At 69.5% G+C, this 21,114-nt stretch carries 21 protein-coding genes and 1 tRNA gene; 18 read left to right on the top strand and 4 right to left on the bottom strand.

Annotated elements, in window-relative coordinates:
• The first annotated feature begins 76 nt into the window (after positions 1–76).
• The 5 genes from ASD43_RS14920 to ASD43_RS14940 are packed head-to-tail and all read left to right on the top strand — an operon-like array spanning position 77 to position 3,125.
• Positions 77–700: a SipW-dependent-type signal peptide-containing protein gene (locus tag ASD43_RS14920; protein WP_056420122.1), complete on the top strand. Its 624-nt coding sequence runs from the start codon at positions 77–79 to the stop codon at positions 698–700.
• A complete protein-coding gene (locus tag ASD43_RS14925; protein WP_235564190.1) occupies positions 667–1,332 on the top strand; it encodes a SipW-dependent-type signal peptide-containing protein in 666 nt (221 codons plus the stop codon). Before ASD43_RS14920 ends, ASD43_RS14925 begins: the two co-directional genes overlap by 34 nt.
• Before the next feature lie 28 nt (positions 1,333–1,360).
• Positions 1,361–1,972, top strand: a complete 612-nt coding sequence (locus tag ASD43_RS14930; RefSeq protein ID WP_056420129.1) for a signal peptidase I — start codon at positions 1,361–1,363, stop codon at positions 1,970–1,972.
• A complete protein-coding gene (locus ASD43_RS14935; protein WP_056420132.1) occupies positions 1,969–2,616 on the top strand; it encodes a hypothetical protein in 648 nt (215 codons plus the stop codon). The genes ASD43_RS14930 and ASD43_RS14935 overlap by 4 nt, the downstream gene beginning before the upstream one ends.
• Positions 2,613–3,125, top strand: coding sequence for a hypothetical protein (locus ASD43_RS14940; RefSeq protein ID WP_157551058.1), 513 nt, complete (start codon positions 2,613–2,615; stop codon positions 3,123–3,125). Before ASD43_RS14935 ends, ASD43_RS14940 begins: the two co-directional genes overlap by 4 nt.
• 79 nt (positions 3,126–3,204) lie before the next feature.
• Here the strand turns inward: ASD43_RS14940 and ASD43_RS14945 are convergent, their stop codons facing one another.
• Together ASD43_RS14945 and ASD43_RS14950 are read right to left on the bottom strand one after the other, a co-directional pair.
• A complete protein-coding gene (locus ASD43_RS14945) occupies positions 3,205–3,897 on the bottom strand; it encodes a YqaJ viral recombinase family protein (RefSeq protein ID WP_056420138.1) in 693 nt (230 codons plus the stop codon).
• 68 nt (positions 3,898–3,965) lie between these two features.
• On the bottom strand, positions 3,966–5,330 hold the full coding sequence (locus ASD43_RS14950) for a glucose-6-phosphate dehydrogenase (RefSeq protein WP_056420141.1): 1,365 nt from the start codon (positions 5,328–5,330) through the stop codon (positions 3,966–3,968).
• A gap of 50 nt (positions 5,331–5,380) precedes the next feature.
• Between ASD43_RS14950 and ASD43_RS14955 the strand changes: the two genes are divergently transcribed.
• From ASD43_RS14955 to rplL, 3 genes are all read left to right on the top strand, one after another.
• Positions 5,381–7,174 (top strand): glycoside hydrolase family 15 protein, encoded by a 1,794-nt coding sequence (locus tag ASD43_RS14955; RefSeq protein ID WP_056420146.1) that lies wholly within the window; start codon positions 5,381–5,383, stop codon positions 7,172–7,174.
• A 232-nt stretch (positions 7,175–7,406) separates the two neighbouring features.
• Positions 7,407–7,895 (top strand): 50S ribosomal protein L10, encoded by a 489-nt coding sequence (rplJ, locus tag ASD43_RS14960; protein WP_045254248.1) that lies wholly within the window; start codon positions 7,407–7,409, stop codon positions 7,893–7,895.
• 48 nt (positions 7,896–7,943) lie between these two features.
• Positions 7,944–8,321, top strand: a complete 378-nt coding sequence (rplL, locus tag ASD43_RS14965) for a 50S ribosomal protein L7/L12 (RefSeq protein WP_056420148.1) — start codon at positions 7,944–7,946, stop codon at positions 8,319–8,321.
• Between the two features lie 97 nt (positions 8,322–8,418).
• Here rplL and ASD43_RS14970 read toward each other — a convergent pair whose 3' ends face one another.
• The gene (locus ASD43_RS14970) at positions 8,419–9,423 is read right to left on the bottom strand and encodes a LacI family DNA-binding transcriptional regulator (RefSeq protein ID WP_056420508.1); all 1,005 of its coding nucleotides are present in this window, start codon (positions 9,421–9,423) and stop codon (positions 8,419–8,421) included.
• Positions 9,424–9,700: 277 nt separating this feature from the next.
• On the opposite strand from ASD43_RS14970, the gene ASD43_RS14975 reads away from it, so the two are divergent.
• From ASD43_RS14975 to ASD43_RS15010, 8 genes are all read left to right on the top strand, one after another.
• Positions 9,701–11,017, top strand: coding sequence for an ABC transporter substrate-binding protein (locus ASD43_RS14975; RefSeq protein ID WP_056420151.1), 1,317 nt, complete (start codon positions 9,701–9,703; stop codon positions 11,015–11,017).
• A 105-nt stretch (positions 11,018–11,122) separates the two neighbouring features.
• A complete protein-coding gene (locus ASD43_RS14980) occupies positions 11,123–12,262 on the top strand; it encodes a carbohydrate ABC transporter permease (RefSeq protein ID WP_056420510.1) in 1,140 nt (379 codons plus the stop codon).
• Positions 12,259–13,218 carry a carbohydrate ABC transporter permease gene (locus tag ASD43_RS14985; RefSeq protein WP_056420153.1) on the top strand — a complete coding sequence of 320 codons (960 nt, stop codon included), beginning with the start codon at positions 12,259–12,261 and terminating at the stop codon, positions 13,216–13,218. Before ASD43_RS14980 ends, ASD43_RS14985 begins: the two co-directional genes overlap by 4 nt.
• Positions 13,219–13,308: 90 nt before the next feature.
• The gene (locus ASD43_RS14990) at positions 13,309–14,685 is read left to right on the top strand and encodes a cystathionine beta-synthase (protein ID WP_056420514.1); all 1,377 of its coding nucleotides are present in this window, start codon (positions 13,309–13,311) and stop codon (positions 14,683–14,685) included.
• Positions 14,686–14,751: 66 nt separating this feature from the next.
• Complete coding sequence (locus ASD43_RS14995; protein ID WP_056420157.1) at positions 14,752–15,900, top strand: cystathionine gamma-synthase; 1,149 nt, start codon at positions 14,752–14,754, stop codon at positions 15,898–15,900.
• 228 nt (positions 15,901–16,128) lie between these two features.
• Positions 16,129–17,493, top strand: a complete 1,365-nt coding sequence (locus tag ASD43_RS15000; protein ID WP_410477426.1) for a multidrug effflux MFS transporter — start codon at positions 16,129–16,131, stop codon at positions 17,491–17,493.
• A gap of 67 nt (positions 17,494–17,560) precedes the next feature.
• Positions 17,561–18,196, top strand: a complete 636-nt coding sequence (locus tag ASD43_RS15005; RefSeq protein WP_157551060.1) for a phosphatase PAP2 family protein — start codon at positions 17,561–17,563, stop codon at positions 18,194–18,196.
• Between the two features lie 30 nt (positions 18,197–18,226).
• Positions 18,227–18,823: a GNAT family N-acetyltransferase gene (locus ASD43_RS15010; RefSeq protein ID WP_056420159.1), complete on the top strand. Its 597-nt coding sequence runs from the start codon at positions 18,227–18,229 to the stop codon at positions 18,821–18,823.
• Positions 18,824–19,061: 238 nt separating this feature from the next.
• Here the strand turns inward: ASD43_RS15010 and ASD43_RS15015 are convergent.
• A tRNA-Ser gene (locus ASD43_RS15015) sits at positions 19,062–19,149 on the bottom strand.
• A gap of 200 nt (positions 19,150–19,349) precedes the next feature.
• On the opposite strand from ASD43_RS15015, the gene ASD43_RS15020 reads away from it, so the two are divergent.
• Positions 19,350–20,210, top strand: coding sequence for a hypothetical protein (locus ASD43_RS15020; RefSeq protein ID WP_056420161.1), 861 nt, complete (start codon positions 19,350–19,352; stop codon positions 20,208–20,210).
• 9 nt (positions 20,211–20,219) lie between these two features.
• Positions 20,220–21,110 carry an oxygen-dependent tRNA uridine(34) hydroxylase TrhO gene (trhO, locus tag ASD43_RS15025; protein WP_056420165.1) on the top strand — a complete coding sequence of 297 codons (891 nt, stop codon included), beginning with the start codon at positions 20,220–20,222 and terminating at the stop codon, positions 21,108–21,110.
• The last annotated feature ends 4 nt before the right edge of the window (positions 21,111–21,114 follow it).

The following is a 21,114-nucleotide window of genomic DNA, read 5'->3' on the forward strand; positions in this document are numbered from 1 at the left end:
AGTACCGAACCGCGGATGCGCCCACAGTGGGCATCCCCAGAGCATCCGCGGTTCTCGGTTCCTGAGGGGGAGATACATGGTTCAGAAGGACACGACACGGAAAGTGCGGGCCGTTCTGGCCGGCGGGTTGGTGCTCGGCGTGGGAATCGGGGTGACACTCGCCGCGTGGAACGATTCGGAGTTCGCGTCGGGGACGTTCACCGCCGGATCCTTCAATCTCGAGGGCTCGACGACGAGCGCCACGACTGCGTATGCCAGTCACAACGTGGACAACGGCGACACCGCGGCCTCGCTGGTGTTCCAGCTCCCAGCCGTCGCCTCGTCGATGGCGCCGGGTGACGTGGTCTACGCTCCGTTCTGGGTGCGTCTCGACAGCACGACGACGAACAGCGCGACACTCCTGCCCACGGGGGTCACCGCCGGGGCGGGCGGCAACACCGCGAACCTCGCCTACACCGTGACGGCCATCGCGCCGGGTGCGACCTGCGGGGCGGCGGCGACGGGAACGCTCGTCGCGTCGGGTGCCACTCTCGCCGCACAGACCGGCGCCACCTCGGTGCCGCTGACCAAGGGGTCGGCGGCAGGCACCGCGGGCACTCCGGTGCAGCTGTGCTTCGCCGTCACGGCCGGATCCGGCCTCACCCAGGGCGCCGCGGCGACCGCGACATGGAAGTTCACGGCGACCTCGACCGCCAACTGATCATGGCCGTCACCCGCAGATCCATGCGGGAGGGAAGGCTATCGCGGTCCCGTCGGATCCGGGCCGTCCTCGCGGGCGGGCTGGTGTTCGGCGTCGGCGCGACGATGACCCTCGCGGCATGGAACGACTCCGAATACAGCAGTGCCACCTTCACTGCAGGACGCTTCGACATCGTCGGCGCCGTGGACGGCGCGGCGTTCAGCAGTCATCCGACGAGTACTCCGATCGGTTCAACGGCCGCACTGACCTTCAGCGCCCCCTTCGGCGCGATGGTCCCGGGCACCACGGTCTACGCGCTGTTCAGCGTGAAGACCGCCAATCCGTCGGTGACGGGCTCGCTGCAGCTGAGTGTGGCATCGACGGCGGGCACGGGGCTCGGTCCCTACCTGCGCTATGGGGTGCGCACCATCACGGGAACCACGTGCAATGCCACGACGTATCCGGCCGGCACCGCGGTGGTCGCCGACAACTCGACGATGTCCACCGCGGGCACCGGAACCCAGACGGTCGCCGCCAACGGCGGATCGACGGTCAACTACTGCATCGCGGTGACCCTCCCCTCCGGCGCCGACAACGGAGCGCAGGGGCTCACGGCGATCCAGACCTGGCAGATCCTCGGGACGGCGTCCTGACCGGGCGCCGCAGAAGCGGAGGGATGGCATGAGCGCACCGGCGACGAGACGAGGCCTCCGCGAGCAGGGAGCGGAGCGTTTCGCTGTGCCCGATGCGGCCGGGAGCGAGGCACGGGGTCGGGGTGCGATGTCCCGGGCCGGGCGTCTCGTCGTCGACGTGCTGCTGTGGGCGGCCGCGATCGCCGGGACGATCTGCATGGTGCTCGTGGTCCTCGCACTCACCGCGCAGATCACGCTGATCATGTTCCGCACCGGGTCGATGTCGCCGACCATCCCCGCAGGTTCTGTGGCCGTCGTGCAGCAGGTCCCGGCAGCCGAGATCGCCGTAGGTGACATCGTGACGGTCGATCGCCCCGGTGACCTGCCCGTCACCCACCGGGTCACATCCGTCGCCCCGGGCGGGAGCGGTGAGCAGCGTGTCCTCACGATGCGCGGTGACGCGAACGCGGCCGACGACCCCTACCCCTACACCGTGGAGTCGGTGCGCGTGGTGCTGTTCTCCGTTCCGGGAATCGCCACCGTGATCGTGGCACTCGGCGATCCGGTGGTGCTCGGAGGGCTCACGATCGCGGCGACCGCGCTCGTGGTGTGGGCGTTCTGGCCGCGCCGTGCACGAGGCGCCCCGGGGGCCGACTCATGATCAGCAGGGCGGGAGTCAAGGCTGCCGTCATCGCGAGCGCGGTCGCCGCCGGCGTGGTGCTCGGAGCGCCGACCTCCGCGTGGGCCGTGCCCTCGACCCAGATCGTGCAGGGGGAGGTGCTCACGCTCGTGTCGGTCGCCGACTGGGACGCCGCATCGAGTCTGCGCCCCGGACAGCCCCTCCGGTGGGATGTCACCGTCAGCGCGGACGCCCCGGAGCCCGGAACCGTGCGCGTGGGCATCAGCGCCACCGGCGATGCCGACCTCGTCCTCGACGCCGCCCTGTGCGCGCAGGCCTGGACCGCGGGGGGATGCCCCGACGGAGAGACGGTCGTGCGGGCGGCATGGCCGATCCCCCGAGACGGCTCCGAGATCTCGCTCGTCGAGATGTCCGACGACGATGCGGCGCATCTGCGTCTGTCGATCGCTCTCGCCGATGCGCAGCCCGGCAGCACCGAGGTGCGCGTGCATGCGCAGGGCGCGGGGGAGTCGGCGACCGTGGGGCCCGGCGGCGGGCTGGCGGCCACGGGCCCGTCGCCGGTGGCTCCCTGGGCGGTGGGCGGCGCGCTCGCGCTGCTGACCGCCGGGTGGGCGCTCGCCGCGGCCGCGCATGCGCGTGCGGCCGCCCAGGACGGCGGATCGTGAGCGCGCGCGGGCGGCGACGGATGCTCGGCGGAGTCGCCGGCACCCTGCTGCTGATCGGGGTCGGCCTCACGCCACCCGCACAGGTGACGGACGCGGCCTTCACCGATCGCGAGTACTCCAGCGCGACGTTCGGCGCCTTCACCGTCCCCGTGCCGACCATCACCTCGTGCACCGCGGTCAACAACGGTCTCGGGATCTTCCAGAGCGTGACCCTCGTGTGGACATCCACGTATCCGGCCACCGGTGTGAGTCTGACGCTGACTCAGGGGGCGACGACCGCGACGGTCCCCGCCGCGAACATCACGACCAGCGGCCCGGCGGCCGGCGGCGTCTACACCCACACGGCGGTGCTCACTCAGGGTCTGCTGGCGAGCCTGCTGACGAATCTGCTGGGCAGCACCACGACCATGACGGCGCGCAACCTCCTCGTCGGCACGACCTGGGTATCGGCCGGGGCGACTCGACAGCTCGCGGTCGGTGCGCTGGGCGTCGGCTCCAGCTGCACTTGAGGCGCGGGAGGATGCTCGCGCGCCAGGATGCTCGCGCGGGAGGATGCTCGTGCGCCAGGATGCTCGTGCGCCAGGGGGGTCAGTCGGCGAGCGCCAGTGCGCGGAAGGCGTCGCGCTCGCGCAGGTGCTCACGACGGCTGGCGGCGGCGGCCGCCGCGGCTTCGGCGATCCGGGGCGGCACCTGCATGCCGGTGGTCCGTCGGTAGAGCTCGTCGATGAGGTCGGTGGCGAGACCGACGAGCTTCGCGATCTCGCGGTCGTCGCGGTCGATCCAGACGCACCGCGGCTCGTCGTGGATCGGAGCGAAGTCGACGTGCTCCTCCCAGACGAAGAGCGTGCGCTCGGCGCCGAGCACGTGCTGCTGCCACCAGATCTGGCGCAGGTACGTGCGGGGGATGCCGCGGAAGGCCTTGTTGGTGGTCTTGATCTCGGCGAGCTCGATGCGGCCGTCGGCATCGACGGCGATGCCGTCGGGGGTCGCCAGGTGGCGGTGCTCGACCTCGGCGCGGAACAGGGCCGACGAGGGAAGGATGCCGTGCGTCGCCGCCACCCACGCGGCGATCTCGGGCTCTCGGCGTCGGCCGTGATCGGTGTAGGCGTTGCCGCCGAAGCGGGGACCGCCGCCGAGCTTGGAGTCGGCAGCGCGGGTGATCGAACGCTCGCTGGTGAGTCCTGCGACATCCGTCGCGGTGATGCCGCGCGAGCGGGCCCGCATCCAGGCCACACGGTCACGGGAATCCGCGACGATGCGTGCGCGGAGTTCGGGAGTCACCTCTCGACCCTAACCCCGCCCGGGGACTCTGCGTCCCTTCACACGCCGCTCCGCCGCAGGTGCGGCGGTCAGGCGAGGGTGGGCCAGTCGGCGGGGCCGGACGACCCCGCCGGGTACTCGTCGAGCGGCACCTCGTCGCGCCGCCACGCGTCGAGGATGGGAGCGACGATCCGCCAGCACTCCTCGGCGGCGTCGCCGCGGACGGCGAGCAGCGGGTCGCCGTCGAGCACCCCCGACAGCACCTCGGCATAGGCCTTGAGAGCGCCCTCGCCGAGTTCGGCCGACAGGGCGGCGCGCTCCAGCTCGAACGGGTCGTCCGCGGCGTTGAGATTCAGCTCGAGGGAGATCCGATCGGGGCCGAGCGAGAACCGCAGCACCGCTCCGTCGGACGAACCGGTGAGCCCGGTCGGCAGATGCCGCACGGGCCGGAAGCGCACGACGATCTCGGTCGCCGGCGTGCCGAGCGCCTTGCCGGATCGCAGCCGGAACGGCGTCCCCGCCCAGCGGGCGTTGCGCACCTCGAAGGTCGCCTCCGCCAGAGTCTCCGTGCGGCGGTCGGCATCCACCCCCGGTTCGTCGACGTAGGAGGGCTTCTGCGCACCGCCGACCGATCCCGCGGTGTACCGGGCCCGACGCGAGGAGGCCACCGGGTCGTCGTCCCACACGGTGGTGGCGCGGAGGACGGCGCTCGTCGCGGCGCGGAAGTCGACCTCGTCGAGCGTGGCGGGCTCCTCCATAGCGAGCACCGCGAGCACCTGCAGGAGGTGACTCTGGATCATGTCGACCAGCGCGCCGGCCGCGTCGTAGTAGCCGGCGCGCCCCTCGAGCGCGAGCGCCTCGTCGTACACGATGTCGACGGATACGATGCTGTCGGCCGACCACAGCGGCTCCAGGATGCGGTTCGCGAAGCGCGCACCGAGCAGGTTGAGCGTGGTCGAGCGTCCGAGGAAGTGGTCGACCCGATAGATCTGTCCCTCGGGGACCAGGGCGGTGAGGGTGCGGTTGAGGGCGCGGGCACTCGCCTCATCGGTGCCGAAGGGCTTCTCCATGACGAGCATCGCCCCCTCCGGCAGCATCTCGGAGGTGAGGGCGCCGATGGAGGCCTCGGCCACCGACGGCGGCACGGCGAAGTAGAGGGCGACCTGTCCGGTGCAGCCCTCGAGCAGCGCGCGCAGGTCATCCGCCTCGGTGATGTCGGTGCGTACGTAGGTCACGTCGACGCGGGAAGCGGCGTCTGCGGCATCCATCGAGGCGAAGGCCTTCTTCACCACCGTCTCGAGGTCGGCGTCGGTCCAGTCCGCGCGGTCGGCCCCCACGATGCGCACCGCACGGGACGGCTCCCGCGTCAGCAGTTGCCCCAGTGCGGGAAGGAGGAGCCGGGAGGTGAGGTCGCCCCCGGCACCGAAGATCACGAGCGTCGTCGCAGCGGCCATGGTCCCACCGTAACGGTCCGACCCACAGACTGTCGTGCCAGAATCGGGCGATGCCCGCTCCCATCGAGGACTATGCCCTGCTCAGCGACTGCCGCACCGGCGCGCTCGTCTCGCGCGAGGGCAGCATCGACTGGCTCTGTCTGCCCCGGTTCGACGCCCCCTCGCTGTTCGGGGCGCTGCTGGGCGAGCCGCGCAACGGATGCTGGGGCCTGCGCCCCACCGAGGCGACAGCCATCTCGCAGCGTCACTACGTGTCGGACACATTCCTCCTCGTGACCCGGTGGGAGACGGCCGACGGCGTCGCCGAGGTGCAGGAGTTCATGCCCCTGCATCCGACGCGCAGCGACGTGGTGCGACGGATCGTCGGTATCTCGGGGCGGGTCGAGTTCGCCACCGAGCTCCGGCTGCACTTCGACTACTCACGCCGCCTGCCGTGGGTGCGACAGGTGGGCACCCACGATCAGCCCGCGCTCCACGCGACCGCGGGACCGGAGGCGGTGATCGTCCGCGGGGTGCGTCTCGTCGCCGAGGATCATGTGCACAGGGCGACGTTCACGGTCGCGGCCGACGAGGTCGTCGACCTCACGCTCAGCTGGTTCCCCTCGCACGAGCATCCGCCGAAGCCGCTCGACGTCGACGAGGCGATCGCCGCCACGCGGTCCTGGTGGCAGGGGTGGGCGAGCGGCATCGAGCACGAGGGTCCGTATCGCGCCGAGGTCGTCCGCTCGCTGCTCGTGCTGCGGGCGCTGACGAACAAGGACACCGGCGGCATCGTCGCCGCGGCCACCACCTCGCTTCCCGAGCAGTTCGGCGGCGCGCGCAACTGGGACTACCGCTTCGTCTGGCTGCGGGATGCCGCGCTGACGCTCGAGGCCCTCATCGCGCACGGGTTCCTCACCGAGGCGCACCACTGGCGGCGATGGCTGTTGCGCGCTGTCGCGGGGGAGCCGAGCGAGGTGCAGATCATGTACGGGATCGCCGGGGAGAGGGACCTCGTCGAGCGCGAGCTGTCGAGCCTGCCCGGATACGACGGCGCGGCGCCGGTGCGCATCGGCAACGGCGCGGTCGACCAGTACCAGGGCGATGTGATCGGCGAAGTGCTGGTCGCGCTCGAGTGCGCGCGGATCGCGGGTCTCGAGGAGGGCGACTTCTCGTGGCCGCTGCAGCGCGCCCTCATCGAGCAGGTGATCGCCTCGATCTCGCGCCGCGACAACGGCATCTGGGAGATCCGCGGCGAACCGCAGTGGTTCACCCATTCCCGGGTCATGATGTGGGCGGCTCTCGACCGCGGCGTCCGCGCCGTGCAGGAGCAGGGCCTCGCCGGTGATGCCGGTCGGTGGGCCGAGGTGCGCGACGGCCTGCGTCGCGAGATCGACGAGCGCGGAGTGGATGCCGAGCACGGGTACTTCACGCAGCACTACGGGTCCACCGAGGTCGACGCGTCCCTGCTCGTGCTCCCGCAGGTCGGGTACTGCGCGCCGGACGACCCGCGGATGCTGCGCACCGTGGAGCAGATCGAGCGCACGCTGCTCACCGACGGGTTCGTCCGCCGCTACCGCACCGAATCGGGTGTCGACGGGCTGGAGGGGGGAGAGCATCCCTTCATCGCCTGCAGCTTCTGGCTGGTCGAGCAGTACGCGAGCAGCGATCGTCTCGACGATGCCCGTGACCTCATGGAGCGGCTGATCGCGATGACCAACGATCTCGGTCTGCTGTCGGAGGAGTACGACGTCGCGACCGCGCGGCAGGCGGGCAACACCCCACAGGCGCTGTCCCACCTCAGTCTCATCCGAGCGGCGGACGCCCTCGCCGGGCACGCAGGGCGTTCCGCCCATCGACGCTGATCCTCCTGATTTGGGGAGGCGGCGGGGGTGGGGTACAGTGGGATCAACCGAAGACCGCTGGTCATCGTCGAGCGTGTGAACGCGAGTCGATCGAAGCTCTGCTCAGCAGGGGCCCGCGCAGGACACGAACTTCTCAAAGCTCCGTGCGCTTGCGCCGGAGCTTTTCTGTTGCATGCGGTCGGAGTCGGCGCCCCACCACCGTGCGGCGCCTCGTACACACCAAGGAGTGACCATGGCGCAGAAGGATGCATCGGTCGCCGAGCTCACGAAGTCATTCGAGAACTCGTCCGCCGTTCTGCTGACCGAGTACCGCGGTCTGACGGTTGCCCAGCTCAAGGAGCTGCGCAACAGCATCCGTCAGGACGCTGAGTACGCCGTGGTGAAGAACACGCTGACCAAGATCGCCGCCAACAAGGCTGGCATCACCGCGCTGGACGACGACCTCAAGGGTCCGTCGGCCGTCGCGTTCGTGCACGGTGACTTCGTCGCCACTGCCAAGGCTCTTCGTGACTTCGCCAAGGCCAACCCGCTTCTCGTGATCAAGGCCGGCATCTTCGAGGGCAACGCCCTCTCTGCCGACGAGGTCAACAAGTACGCCGCGCTCGAGAGCCGTGAGGCTCTGCTGGCGAAGGCTGCGGGCATGATGAAGGCGACGATGGGCAAGGCTGCCGCGACCATCGACGCGCTTCGCGAAAAGCTGGAGACCGCAGAGGCCGCGTAAGCGTCCGGCGATCTCGTCTACAAACCCCATCTATCTAGGAGATACATCATGGCTAAGCTCACCACTGAGGAGCTGCTCGAGCAGTTCGCCGGCCTGACCCTCGTCGAGCTCAACGACTTCGTGAAGGCGTTCGAGGAGAAGTTCGAGGTCACCGCTGCTGCACCCGTCGCCGTTGCCGGCGCTGGTGGAGGGGCCGCAGAAGAGGTCGAGGAGAAGGATTCCTTCGACGTCATCCTCGAGTCTGCCGGCGACAAGAAGATCCAGGTCATCAAGACCGTCCGCGAGCTCACCTCGCTCGGTCTCGGCGAGGCCAAGGCCGTCGTCGACGGTGCTCCCAAGGCCGTGCTCGAGGGCGCGAACAAGGAAGCAGCCGAGAAGGCCAAGGAGGCCCTCGAGGCCGCCGGCGCCACCGTCACCCTCAAGTAATCCGCTCCGGGTCGCGGCTTCTGCGCCGCGACCCGGATGGACGCTTCACGAAAGCCCCGGGTCGCCCCGGGGCTTTCGTGCGTCCGGGGCGTGCGCCTCAGCGTCGGCTGGCGGTGGAGCTGCGCACGACCAGGGCGGATGCCGTCACGGTGCGTTCCCGGGGCGCATCCGGATGATCGATCTGCCTCTGCAGCAGCCGCACCGCCTCGTGCCCCTGCTCGCGGGGGGACTGCTTGATGGTGGTGAGCGCGAACATCTCGGCGTGCTGGTGGTCGTCGACGCCGACGATGCTGAGCTCTGTGGGTACCGCGATCCCCAGGCGCCGCGCGGCGATCATGGCGCCGATCGCGGTCTCGTCGCACACCCCCACGATCGCGGTCGGGCGTCCGCGGCGATCGCCGAGCAGCTCGACGGCGGCCGCGTACCCGCCGGGCATGGTCGGCGGTGAATCCGTGATCCGCGCGATCGACTCGAGGCCGGCGGCGGCCAGGGCCTCGAGATACCCCTCGACGCGCTGGGCGTCGCCGAAGCTCAGGTCGTCGGATTCGCTCGCGCCGCCGACGAAGGCGATGTCGGAGTGTCCCAGCTCGATCAGGTGCTCGGTGGCGATGCGTGCCGCGCCCACATCGTCGATCGACACGGCACTGGACCCCTCGCTGTAGGGGCCGACGCTGACGAGCGGGCGGTCCGATCGGCGCAGGCGGTCGAGTTCATGGGCGCTCGGCTGGATGCCGACAGCGATGATGCCGTCGAAGCGGCGCCCCGGCAGCACGGAGTCGAAGAGCCGCTCCCTGGTCGCGGTGCCCTCCGGCATCCCGTACAGGGCGAGCTCGTAGTCGAGCGCGAACAGCGACTCCTGGATGCCGGCGAGCAGCTCGGAGAAGAACCAGCGATCGACCGGCGGGGTGATCACGCCCACGGTCTGCGTGCGCCCGGTGGCGAGGCTGGTCGCCGAGGGGTGCGCGACGTAGGCGAGTGCGGCGGCGGCCTCGGCGACCCGGCGGCGCGTGTCGTCCGACACGTAGCCGCGGCCGCTGAGCGCGCGACTGGCCGTCGCCTTCGATACGCCCGCACGCGCCGCGACGTCCGCGATCGTGCTCATGTGGTCCTCCTCGACCATGCGGCGGCCATCGGCCCCTCCGCCGCCGTTGTCAGCGTAACGGCTGACCTCATAAAAGGGAACCGGTTCCAGCTCGCTGTGGAGGGAGCGCTCCCACGCAAGGCCCCGCGCGCGGGTGAAAGGTTGCGAGCTTGTGATGTTCTCGTGTTGTGTCCGGTTGTCGCGCCCCGGTAGGTTGGCCTGGAATCGGTTCCCGATTCCGCGCCAGGGGCGGCGCGGAATCAGCTCGGGACCGTGAAACTCGAAGAGGAGAATTCACATGGGTCTGTCACAGCGTTCTCGGCGTTACGCGCCAATCGCTCTGCTCGGAGTCGCAGGCATCGCGCTCGCCGGTTGTGGTGCTCCCGGCGGTGCGGCCGGCGGTGGCGGAGGGGGCGGCGGCGACAACACCGTCACCATCTACGGAACGATCGTCGAGGGTGAGGCGGAACTCCTCGCGCAGTCGTGGGCGGACTTCGAGAAGGAGAACGACATCACGATCAAGTACGAGGGAAGCCAGGACTTCGAGACGCAGCTCGGCACCCGCGCACAGGGCGGGAACCCGCCGGACATCGCGATCTTCCCGCAGCCGGGTCTGTTCGCGGACTACGCGTCGCGCGACCTGCTGAAGCCGGCTCCGGATGCCGTCAAGAAGAACGCCGAAGAGGGGTGGACCCAGGGCTGGATCGACTTCGGCACCTACGACGGTACCTTCTACGGCGCTCCGCTGATGGCGAGCGTCAAGGGATGGATCTGGTACTCGCCCACCAAGTTCGCCGAGTGGGGCGTCGAAGAGCCCACGACCTGGGACGAGCTGATGACGCTCACCCAGACGATCAAGGAGAAGAGCGGCGGGGCACCGTGGTGCGCCGGCTTCGAGTCGGGCGTCGCGACCGGCTGGCCTGGCACCGACTGGATCGAAGACCTCGTGCTCCGCAACGCGGGCCCCGACGTCTACGACCAGTGGGTCAAGAACGAGATCCCGTTCACCGACCCGCAGATCAAGGACGCCTTCGACACGGCCGGCGAGATCCTGCTCAACCCGGAGTACGTCAACGCCAGCTTCGGTGACGTGCGTTCGATCAACTCGACCGCCTTCGGCGACGTGGCGGGCAAGGTCGCCAGCGGCGAGTGTGCGCTGACCCACCAGGCGTCGTTCCTCTCGGGCTTCTTCCCCGAGGGCACCAACTTCGCCGAGGACGGCGACGTCTGGGCGTTCCTGACGCCGAGCTCGAGCCCGGACGAGACGCTCATCACCGGTGGTGGCGAGATCGTCGGCGCGTTCAGCGACGACGAGGCGACGCAGAAGGTGCTGGAGTACCTGTCCAGCCCCGAGTGGGCGGACAGCCGCCTCGCCCTCGGCGGCGTGACCTCGGCAAACAAGGGTGTCAACCTCGACGTGGTCGAGGACCCGATCCTGCAGGAGTCGATCAAGCTCCTCCAGGACGACTCGGTGACGTTCCGCTTCGACGGATCCGACCAGATGCCGGGTGCGGTCGGTTCGGGAACGTTCTGGAAGGGGATCGTGGCCTGGGTCAACGGCACCTCCACGGATGATGTCCTGACGCAGATCCAGACCGGCTGGCCCTCCAGCTGATCGGATGAGGAGGGCCGCCCCGAGGGGCGGCCCTCCTTCTCACACCCGGCCTGAGCGGTGTCGCTCGGGCCGCTCGATCTGCTCCGTCTCTGCAAAGGGGAATCCGTGAACGCGACTGTGTTCTTCCAATGGATCGGCACGTTGCCGCCGATCCTCCAGGCCGTCGCCGTGGTCATCGCCTTCGCGGTGGTCGTGGTGGTCATCCTGCTTCTCGTCGACATCGCCCCCCGCAAGGGAGCGCTCTACACCGGCATCCGCCTCGCGATGTGCCTGCTCATCCCGCTCGCGGTGATGTTCTTCTTCAACTCCTACTACTGGGCGATGGGAGTCGCCGTCGCCGTCGGCGCACTGTTCTTCTTCCTCGACTACCGCTCCCGCGACGGCGCGGGATACCTGATCCAGCTGGTCGCGTTCATGGCACCGGCGATGCTGCTGCTGCTGGCGGGCCTGATCCTGCCGTCGATCCAGACGGTCTACGCGTCGTTCTGGAACTCGACGGGCAGTGACTTCGTCGGCTTCTCGAACTACCTCTGGATCTTCACCCAGTCCGACGGCGTCTCGTCGGTCGTCAACACGATCGTCTGGGTGCTGCTCGTCCCGACGCTCTCCACCCTCATCGGCCTCGCATACGCCGTCTTCATCGACAAGACCCGCGGCGAGAAGGTCTACAAGCTGCTGGTGTTCATGCCGATGGCGATCTCGTTCGTCGGCGCCAGCATCATCTGGCGCTTCGTCTACGCCTACCGCGGCGGCGAGTTCGAGCAGATCGGTCTCCTCAACCAGATCCTGGTCTGGTTCGGCGGCGAGCCCCAGCAGTTCCTGCTGAACGGACCCTGGAACAACCTCGCTCTCATCGTGGTGCTGATCTGGGTGCAGACCGGTTTCGCGATGGTCGTGCTGTCGGCGTCCATCAAGGGCGTGCCGCAGGAGCTGCTCGAAGCGGCCGAGCTCGACGGCGCGAACGCCTGGGAGCGCTTCTGGTCGGTCACGATCCCGTCGATCCGACCGGCACTCATCGTCGTGCTGACCACGATCTCGATCGCCTCGCTGAAGGTCTTCGACATCGTGCGCACCATGACCGGTGGAAACTACGGCACGTCGGTGCTCGCGAACGAGATGTACACCCAGTTCTCGAAGTTCGAGGCGGGACGCAGCGCTGCGCTCTCCGTCATCCTGTTCATCCTGGTGCTGCCGATCGTCATCTACAACGCGCGCCAGATCAAGAAGCAGCGGGAGATCCGATGACCGACACAGTGAAGTCAGAGACCCCCGCCAGCACGAGGGCGATCACCACCGGGGGCAGGTTCGAAGCCTCGGCCGGACGAGCGCGCAAGCGTCTCAGCCGACCCTGGGCGACCGTCGCATCGATCGTCATCGCCGTCCTCTGGACGATCCCGACGGTCGGCCTGTTCATATCGTCGTTCCGCGAACGCGAGGCGATCGAGACGACCGGCTGGTGGACCTTCTTCACCAACCCGCAGCTGACCCTGGACAACTACGCGGCCGTGCTGCAGTCCGGCACCACACAGCTGACGATCCTGGAGTCCTTCTTCAACTCGATCGTGATCACCATCCCGGCCACGATCATCCCGCTGATGATCGCGGCCATGGCGGCGTACGCCTTCTCGTGGATCGAGTTCAAGGGACGCAACGCGCTGTTCATCTTCGTGTTCGCCCTCCAGATCGTGCCGATCCAGATGGCGCTGGTCCCGCTGCTGTCGTCGTTCTCGCGGGGCATCAACCTCTTCGGGGTGCAGGTGACGCTGGGGCTCGATGTCGCGGGCGGGTATGCGCAGGTCTGGTTCGCCCACACCATGTTCGCGCTGCCCCTGGCGATCTACCTGCTGCACAACTTCATGTCGGAGATCCCGGGCGAGATCATCGAGGCCGCGCGCGTCGACGGTGCATCGCGCGGACAGATCTTCTTCCGCGTGGTGCTGCCGCTCACGATGCCGGCGATCGCGTCGGTCGCGATCTTCCAGTTCCTCTGGGTCTGGAACGACCTGATCGTCGCCCTGGTGTTCGCCGACGGCGCCGCCTCGCCGATCACGAAGGTGCTCGCCGAGATCACCGGTCGCGGCGAGGGCTGGTACCTGCTCACCGCCGGGGCGTTCGTGTCGATCATCGTTCCGCTGATCGTGTTCTTCTCGCTGCAGCGGTTCTTCGTCCGCGGACTCCTGGCCGGGTCCACGAAGGGCTGATTCCGGCAGGCTGCGGAAGCGGATGACACGATGCCGCGATCGGGTGACATACAGTCCCGGTCGCGGCATCGTCGCACGTACGCTGTGAACATGAAGTACGCAGACTCCATCGTCGATCTCGTCGGCGACACGCCCCTCGTGAAGCTCCGGCATGTCACCGAGGGCGTGGAGTGCACCGTGCTCGTGAAGCTCGAGTACCTGAACCCGGGAGGGTCGGCGAAGGACCGCATCGCCTCGCGCATCATCGACGCGGCCGAGGCCTCGGGAGAGCTGAAGCCCGGCGGCACGATCGTCGAGCCGACGAGCGGCAACACCGGCGTGGGCCTCGCCCTCGTGGCGCAGCAGCGCGGCTACACCTGCGTCTTCGTGCTGCCCGACAAGGTCGGCGAGGACAAGATCGACGTGCTGCGCGCCTACGGCGCGCAGGTCGTCGTCACCCCCACGTCGGTCGCCGCCGACAGCCCGGAGTCGTATTACAGCGTGAGCGATCGACTCGCCCGCGAGATCCCCGGCGCCTTCAAGCCCAATCAGTACGAGAACCCGAACGGCCCCCGCAGCCACTACGAGACCACCGGTCCCGAGATCTGGCGCGACACCGACGGGCGGATCACGCACTTCGTCGCCGGCGTCGGCACCGGGGGCACCATCACCGGCACCGGCCGCTACCTGCGCGAGGTGTCGGAAGACCGCGTGCGCATCGTGGGCATCGACCCCGAGGGCAGCGTGTACAGCGGCGGGACGGGACGCCCGTACCTGGTCGAGGGCGTGGGCGAGGACATCTGGCCCGGCGCCTACGATCCGAGCGTGCCCCATGAGATCGTCGCGGTCGGCGACGCCGAATCGTTCGCGATGACCCGGCGGCTCGCCCGCGAGGAGGGGATCCTCGTCGGAGGATCCAGCGGGATGGCCGTCGTCGGAGCGCTGCGGATCGCACGCGAGCTGCCGGCCGACGCGATCATGGTGGTGCTGCTGCCCGACGGCGGGCGCGGCTACCTCGGCAAGATCTTCAACGACGGCTGGATGCGGTCGTACGGCTTCAGTGAGGTGGAGGAGGGGGAGACCGTCGCCGACGTGCTGGCGACCCGTTCCTCCCGGCGCGGCGAGGGGATCCCCGACCTCGTGCACGCGCATCCCACCGACACGGTGCTCGAGGCCATCGGCATGATGACCGAGTACGACGTGTCGCAGCTCGTGGTGCTGAGCGCCGAGCCGCCCGTCATGATGGGCGAGGTCGTCGGCACGGTCGACGAGAAGGGGCTGCTCGACCTGCTGTTCCGCGGAGACGCGAAGCCGGCCGACGCGGTCGGCCAGCACGTGGGGGAGAGGCTGCCGCTCATCGGCATCCACGCGCCCCTCGCGCAGGCGCGTGCCGCACTCGCCGATGTCGACGCGCTGCTGGTGACCGCCGACGGCAAGCCCCACACCGTGCTCACCCGCCAGGATCTGCTCTCGTACATCTCGCGGTGAGTCGCGGGCGACCCCGGGCGTAACAGGAGCGGATGCCGTCACCCGGCCGGACGTAGGGTGGAGGGCATGTCAGAGCATGCCTTCGCCACCCGAGCCATCCACGCAGGTCAGGCGCCCGACCCCACCACCGGGTCGATCATCCCGCCCATCTACCAGGCCTCCACCCATGTGCAGGACGGCATCGGCGGGTTCCGCGGCGGCTATGAGTACAACCGTGCGGGCAACCCCACCCGCTCGTCGCTCGAGACGCAGCTCGCCGCCCTCGAGGGCGGAACGACCGCGCTGTCGTTCGCGTCGGGGCTCGCGGCCGAGGACGCGCTGCTGCGCGGCATCCTCAGGCCCGGGGACCACGTCCTTCTCGGCAACGACGTCTACGGCGGCACATATCGCCTGTTCACGCGGGTGTTCGCGAACTGGGGCGTCGAGACGACGACGGTGGAGATGTCCGACGCCGATGAGCTGCGTGCGGCGATCCGCCCGGAGACGAAGATCGTCTGGGTCGAGACGCCCAGCAACCCGCTGCTCAAGATCGTCGACATCGCGGCCGTCTCCGAGATCGCGCACGCGGCCGGTGCGATCGCCGTCGTCGACAACACCTTCGCCTCGCCGGCGCTGCAGCAGCCGCTCTCCCTCGGTGCGGATCTGGTCGTGCACTCCACCACGAAGTATCTCGGCGGGCATTCCGACGTCCTCGGCGGAGCGGTGGTGTTCGGCGACGACCGCTTCGTCGAGCAGGTCACGTTCCAGCAGTTCGCCGTCGGCGCGGTGTCGGCGCCCTTCGACGCCTGGCTCACGACGCGCGGCATCAAGACGCTCGCGGTGCGCGTGCGACAGCACTCCGAGAACGCGCAGGCGATCGCCGAGTGGGCGACCGGACGCTCGGAGTTCTCGACCGTCTACTACCCGGGACTCGACTCGCATCCCGGCCATGACATCGCGGCGGCCCAGATGAGCCGGTTCGGCGGGATGCTGTCGCTCGGCCTCTCGGCCGGAGCCGGCGCGGCGAAGGCGTTTGCCGAGTCGACCGAGCTCTTCCAGCTCGCGGAATCGCTCGGCGGCGTCGAGTCGCTGATCGGGTATCCGCCGGACATGACGCACGCCTCGGTGCGCGGCACCGCTCTCGCCGTGCCGGAGAACGTCGTCAGGCTGTCGGTGGGGATCGAGGGCGTCGACGACCTCATCGCCGATCTCGAGCAGGGCCTCGCCCGACTCTGAGGTCGACCGATCGGCGGCACGCGCCGCCCCATATCTGCAGGTCCCGAAGACGGATGCAGGCGGGAACCCCCGGGGTTTTCGCCCTGCATCCGTCTTCTCGGCATGCGGATGCGCGCGAGCGGGGAGGTAGCATGGAGGCTCGCCCGGATCGAATCGTTTCGAGATTCCTCGACGATCCGACCGCCCTGCGACTCGATCCCCTCCCCTCGACATCCCGGAAGGACCGTCGTGCCCGACGCTCCACGCACAGACTCCATTCCCACGACGCCCGACGTCGAGCGGACTGCCACCGGTAGCATCCGCGTCCCGTCCGCCACCGGCGCGATCCGCACGCTGGGCTCGAATCCCGCCACCGCACCGATCATGCTGCACCCCGGCGACTCGCTCTCGAACGGTCGTCGCGCGCTGTACATCGTGCTGCTCGGCGCACTCACCGCTCTCGGTCCTTTCACAATCGACCTGTACCTGCCGGCGTTCCCCGTGCTCGAGCAGGACTTCGAGACCACCGCGGCGGCGATCCAGCTCACCCTCACCGGGACGATGATCGGCTTCGCGCTCGGTCAGCTCGTGGTCGGACCGCTGAGCGACAAGGTCGGTCGGCGGGTGCCGCTGATCGCCGTGACGGCGCTGCACGTGCTCGCGAGCGCCGCAGCCGCCTACGCCCCCACTCTTCCGCTGCTCAGCGGCGCCCGCGTGCTGATGGGCGTGGGTGCCGCGGCCGGCGGCGTCGTCGCCATGGCCATCGTGCGCGACCTGTTCGGCGGGCGTCGTCTGGTCGTGATGCTCTCGCGGCTCGCCCTCGTCTCGGGGGTCGCCCCGGTCGCCGCGCCGCTGATCGGCTCGTGGCTGCTCACGCTCATGCCCTGGCGCGGGATCTTCGTCGTGCTCGCGCTCTACGGCGTGGTCATGCTCGTCTCGACCGCGCTGTTCGTGCCCGAGACGCTGCCGGCCGCCCGGCGTCAGGAGAAGGGCGGCGCCACGGTGCTGCAGCGCTACCGCTCGGTGTTCTCCGACCGCGTCTTCATCGGCGTGCTCATCATCGGCGGCATGACCTTCTCGGGGCTGTTCTCGTACCTGTCCGCGTCGCCGTTCCTGTTCCAGCAGACGCACGGTCTCGACGCGCAGCAGTACGGGCTCCTCTTCGCGGTGAACTCGCTGGGCGTCGTCGCCGGTGTGCAGACCGCCTCGCGGCTCGCCGCGCGGTTCGGTCCGCAGTGGGTGATGGCCTACTCGACCGCCGTGCTGCTGATCGCAGGCGCGGCGATCATCGTCACCGACCAGCTCGGCCTCGGGCTGTGGGGCACCGTCGTCCCGCTCTTCGTCTTCATGACCGCCTGCGGATTCACCTTCCCGAACGTGCAGGTGCTGGCCCTCGACCGGCACGGCAAGGCGGCGGGCACCGCGGCCTCGGTGATCGGGGCCACCAACTTCGGTGTCGCGGGGCTCATCTCCCCGATCGTGGGGTGGATCTCGCAGGGTGCGGGGATCACCGCCACCACGATGGCCTCGGTCATGGTCGGCTGCGCGGCGATCGGCGTGCTGTCGCTGTGGCTCATCGTGCGTCCGCGCACCGTGGGGATGCTCGCCCCCTGACCGCTCGGCGCCAGACGACTCGGCCCAGCGTCCCGAACGCCCAGGCTCCGACCGGCAGAATGGTCGGATGAGAACACGTGCGCTGCTGTGGTGGGGAATCGGGATGCTCGCTGCGGCGACGCTCCTCGGGGCGGCCATCGTCTTCGGGTACACCGAGCCGCCCGGGTTCGACGTCTGGTGGAACCGGGAGGTCGGCGAGAACCGCGCCGACTGGATGCTGTCGTTCGCCCTGACCCTCGATCACATCGGCGGCGGCTGGGTGGCGATCCTCGTCGTGCCGCTGCTCGTGATCCTCGCGCTGCTCATCGCGCGGCGATGGCAGGCGGCCGTCTTCGCCGCCATCGCCTTCCTCGCGAGCGCGGGAGCCGTGCAGCTGCTCAAGCAGCTCTTCGGTCGCGCCCGCCCGGAGGACATGATCGTCGCGAGCGACTTCGGGTCCTTCCCGTCGGGGCACACCGCGAACGCGGCGACGATCGCCGTGGTGCTCTGGCTGGTGTTCCCGCGTCTGTGGACGGCGATCCTCGGGATCGCCTGGATCGTCCTGATGGCGATCTCGCGCACGCTGCTGTCGGTGCACTGGGCGACCGACACGCTGGGCGGAGCGCTGCTCGGGGCCGGTGTCGTCCTGGTGCTCGGCGCGCTGCTCCTGCCGTGGGTGCGACGGGACTCGCGGCGGGAGCCGGCACCCGCGCCGATAGGCTGAGCGCACACCCCATCTCATCGAGGAGCCGTCGTGTCCCGCATCCGTCCGTACCGTCCGTCCGACCGCGCCGCACTGTACGAGATCTGCACGAGGACCGCGGATGCCGGCGCCGACGCCACGGGAATCCTCTCGGACGACGCGCTCTGGGGTGACCTCTTCGCCGTGCCCTACGTGGAGCGGCATCCGGATCTCGCATGGGTGGTCGAGGCCGACGACGGCCGGGCGATCGGGTACATCGTCGCGACCGACGACACCGAGGCGTTCGCGACCTGGTTCCGTGACGAGTGGTGGCCGGCCCTGCAGGGGCGCTACCCCCGCGCCGAGACCCCGACGACCCGCGAGGAGCGGATGATCGAGCACGGCTACACCCAGGCGCCCGGACGCGACGCCCACTCCGCGCAGTACCCCGCGCACCTGCACATCGACCTGCTTCCGGAGACGCAGGGGCAGGGACTCGGTCGGCAGCTGGTCCGGACCCTGTTCGCCGAGCTCACCCGGCGCGGGGTGCGCGGACTGCACCTGGGCATGGACCCGAACAACACCGGCGCCGCGGCGTTCTACGAGCGCCTCGGCATGACGCCGTTGCCCGCGGAGGCCGGCGGCCAGAGCTACGGCGTGCGCTTCTGACCTGACCGCGGCGTGGCGGGGCGGCGGGACTCCGGTGCTCGCTGCGCTCGCTCCTCCCCGAATCCCCAACGCTCGATAAAAAGCACGAAGGGCCCCCGCTGGCGCGGAGACCCTTCGTGCTTTTTGGCGGTGACGGCGGGACTCCGATCCTCGCTGGCGCTCGGTTCTCCCCGAATCCCACGGTGCTCGATAAAATGCACGAAGGGCCCCCGCTGGCGCGGAGACCCTTCGTGCTTTTTGGCGGTGACGGCGGGATTCGAACCCGCGGTTGCTTGCACAACACACGCTTTCCAAGCGTGCTCCTTCGGCCGCTCGGACACGTCACCAGGAACAACCTGAACAGTCTAGCCGATCGGATGGAGGGGCCATGACCAGGCGGGGGCGGAGGGGACGCCCACGCCTGGTCGCGGTTCGGATGTACCGGAATGCGATCGTGAGAGACGTTGCATCAGGGGTACGCGGTTTCTATCCTCGTATGAGGACGTTATGCTGTCAAGCGTACGTGTCAGTTCATGGAAGGACCTCGATGACGACCGTCGGTTCGACACCCCTGATCAGCACCTCTGTGCGCTCCGCGATGCGGGCGGCGCATGCGCGAGCCCTCGCAGAGATGGGGGCGCGCGGGCTCGGTCGCGTCAGATTCGGGTGGCGGGATCGCTCCATCGGCTCGGTCGTCGAGCACGCCGGGGCGCAGGTGTGGCTGCGGGTGGTCCGCTCCCGTCGTGCGCAGGCGGGCGGCGACTGGTGGACCGGCAATGTCGACGCGTCGACGCTCGTCGGCATCCCCAAGCCCAGGGTGCTCGACGTACGGGCCTGGGAGGATGCCTCCCTCGTCTACCGGGCAGAGCTCATGAGCCTGCTGCCGGGCCGGGCCTGCGCATCGACGGCGGTGCTCGAGCGGGTGCCGCGGCTGGGTGACTCGTGGTGGGAGGCGCTCGTCCAGAGCCTCGGCACGGTGTCACGGGCGACGACGGAGCGCAGAGTGCTCGACCCCGAGACCGTGCAGCGCCGCGTCTCGGTGTTCTTCGGCATCGATCTCGACGTCGGCCCGAGCGCCTGGGTGCCCGGGCACGGAGACCTGCACTGGAACAACCTGCACTGCGATCCGTTCGCCATCGCCGACTGGGAGGCGTGGGGGCTCGCACCTCGGGGATACGACGCGGCGTTCCTGCTGGGGCATTCGCTCGGTGTGCCGCGCATCGCCGAACGGATCTCCCGCCTCTTCCGCGCCGACCTCGAGTCCGAGGGCGGTGTCGTCTCGCAGCTGTACGTGATGACGAGGCTGCTCGCCCGCGCCGACGCCGGAGAGAACGTCGCACTGGTCCCGGCCGTGCACCGCCATGTCGGCCGGCTGCTGGGTGCCAGGGCCCCGCTGCGCACGACGTAGGATCTCTGGGTGGCAACCCCCAAGATCGTCCTCTTCTACGTCTTCACCCCGATCGCCGACCCCGAGGCGATCCGGGTGTGGCAGCGAGACCTCGGAGAGGCGCTGGGTCTGCGCGGTCGACTGCTGATATCGAAGGACGGGGTCAACGGCACCCTCGGCGGCGACGTACGCGTGCTCAAGCGCTGGGCGCGGTCGTTCCGCTCGTACGCGCCGTTCGCCGACACCGACATCAAGTGGAGCGACGGCACCGGTGTCGATGCCGACGGGCGCAGCATCGACTTCCCGAAACTGAGCGTCAAGGTGCGCGAGGAGATCGTCTCGTTCGGGGCACCGGGCGAGCTGCGGGTCGACGAGCACGGCGTCGTGGGCGGCGGTCAGCGCCTCACTCCCGACGAGCTGCACGAGCTGGTCGAGCGCCGCGGCGACGACGTCGTCTTCTTCGACGGGCGCAACGCGCTGGAAGCCCAGATCGGACGATTCCGTGGGGCTGTGGTGCCCGACACCGAGACCACCCGCGACTTCGTCCAGCTGCTCGACTCGGGCGCGTACGACGACCTCAAAGGCAAGCCGGTCGTCACCTACTGCACGGGCGGGATCCGCTGCGAGGTGCTCTCGAGTCTGATGACCGCACGGGGCTTCGGAGAGGTGTACCAGCTCGAGGGCGGCATCGTCCGCTACGGGGAGCAGTACGGCGACGACGGACTGTGGGACGGATCCCTCTACGTCTTCGACAAGCGCGGGTCGGTGGACTTCTCGCCCCACGCCGCCGTCATCGGCGAGTGCGTCGGATGCGGTGCCGCCACCCGGCGCACGGCCAACTGCCCCGATGCGTCATGCCGCACCCAGTTCGTCGTCTGCGAGGACTGCGACTCCGTGCGCTGCGAGCGCCACGCCGCCTGACCGC

This window comes from Microbacterium sp. Root553, from assembly GCF_001426995.1.
Taxonomy (GTDB): domain Bacteria; phylum Actinomycetota; class Actinomycetes; order Actinomycetales; family Microbacteriaceae; genus Microbacterium.